This is a genomic window from Streptomyces sp. NPDC020807 (assembly GCF_040641575.1).
Taxonomy (GTDB): Bacteria; Actinomycetota; Actinomycetes; order Streptomycetales; family Streptomycetaceae; genus Streptomyces.
This window is the reverse complement of sequence record NZ_JBFADU010000059.1, coordinates 1-1,829: the sequence shown is the minus strand read 5'-3', so window position 1 is coordinate 1,829 and position 1,829 is coordinate 1. Positions and strand designations below refer to the sequence as shown.

Sequence of the window (1,829 nt, the reverse complement as noted above, 5' to 3'; positions counted from 1 at the left end):
GTGTACGAGACCGTCGTGCCCTCGGTAACGATCGCCTTCGCGTCGGGCACACGGTCCGCCGCCTGCTCGAACCGCTCGTGAACCAGGGCCGGTCGACCCTCGGTCGCCGTGTCGTTCCACACGGTCAGGACCCGGCGCCGCTCCTCCTCCGCCAGGATGTCAACGCTGCTCAGGCGTATGCCGGTGTCCTGGGAGAGGGTGTCGAGGAGGGTCGTCCAGGCGTCGGCGATGCGGCCCGCCCACTGCGGGTCGAACAGGTCGGCGGCGACGGTGATCGAGCCGCCCAGGCCCGCCGGGGCGCCGTGGGCGTCGAAGACCTCGGCGACCATGACGTCCAGGTCGAACTTCACGGCCGTTCGGCCCGACGTCGTCTCGTCGTCGGCGGCCGCCGCGCCCGCCCGTACACCGGGCAGGTCGAGGACCGCGTCGATGGTGTTCTGGAGGGTGAGGACGGTCTGGAAGAGGGGGTGGCGGGCCATGGAGCGGGCCGGGGCCAGCTCCTCGACGAGCTTCTCGAACGGCACGTCCTGGTGGGCCATGGCCGCCAGGCTCGTCTCCCGTACCCGGTTCAGGACCTCGCGGAAGGTCGGGTCGCCGGACAGGTCCGCGCGGACGACCAGGGTGTTGATGAAGAAGCCGACGAGGTCGTCGAGTGCCTCGTCCGTACGGCCGGCGTTCGCCGAGCCGATCGGGATGTCGGTGCCCGCGCCGAGCTTGGAGAGCAGGGTGGCCAGGGCCGCCTGGAGGACCATGAACGTGGTCACGCCCTCGGTCCGCGCCACCGCGGCGAGCCGCTGGTGCACCGCGGCGGGCACGTTCAGCGGGACGCTGTGGCCCAGGTGGGACGCGACCGCGGGGCGCGGCCGGTCGAAGGGCAGGTCAAGCTCGACGGGGGCGTCCGCGAGTGCGTCGCGCCAGTAGGAGACCTGCTGGGAGATGAGGCTGTCCGCGTCGTTCTCGTCGCCGAGCAGTTCGCGCTGCCAGAGCGCGTAGTCGGCGTACTGGACCGGCAGCGGCTGCCACTGGGGGGCGCGGCCCTCGCGGCGCGCCGCGTAGGCGACCGAGACGTCACGGGCGAGGGGGCCCATGGACCAGCCGTCTCCGGCGATGTGGTGGACGACGACCACGAGGACCTGCTCGTCCGGGCCGGCGTCGAACAGCCAGGTGCGGATCGGGGCCTCGACCGAGAGGTCGAAGGCGTACTTCTCCGCCTCCCTGATCGCCGCGGGCAGGTCCGCCGGTGTCACCTCGGCGGCCGACAGCTCCCAGGCCAGGTCCTCCAGGTCCAGGATCCGCTGGTAGGGCTGGCCGTCGGCGACCTCGAAGACCGTGCGCAGGACCTCGTGGCGGCCGATCACGTCGCGGAGGGCCGCGCCGAGCGCTTCGCGGTCGACTCCGCCCGAGAGCCGCAGGGAGACGGGCACGTTGTAGGTGGCGCTGGGGCCTTCCAGCTGGCTGATGAACCACAGGCGCTGCTGGGCGGAGGAGAGCGGGATGCGCTCGGGGCGTGTGCCCGGGCGCAGGGCGGGCCGTGCGCTCGTGGCGCCGGCGAGCCGGCTCGTGAGGGCGGCGACGGTCGGCGCGTCGAAGAGGGTGCGGAGCGGGACCTCGATGTCGAGGACCGTACGGATGCGGCTGATGAGGCGGACGGCGAGGAGGGAGTGGCCGCCGAGGGCGAAGAAGTCGTCATCCACACCGACTTCGGGCAGTCCGAGGACCTGCGCGAACACACCACACAGCAGTTCCTCGCGGTCCGTCGCGGGACGACGGCCCCCACTCACGTACTCCGGCGCCGGCAACGCCCTCACATCGAGCTTGCCGTTGACCGT

The 1,829-nt window shown here is 72.4% G+C and carries 1 protein-coding gene; it reads right to left on the bottom strand.

Annotated features, from left to right (window positions below; genetic code table 11):
- Positions 1-1,730 (bottom strand): condensation domain-containing protein (locus AB0G79_RS33300; protein WP_360813227.1); only part of this gene is annotated, 1,730 nt, incomplete at its 3' end.
- Positions 1,731-1,829: the final 99 nt, after the last annotated feature.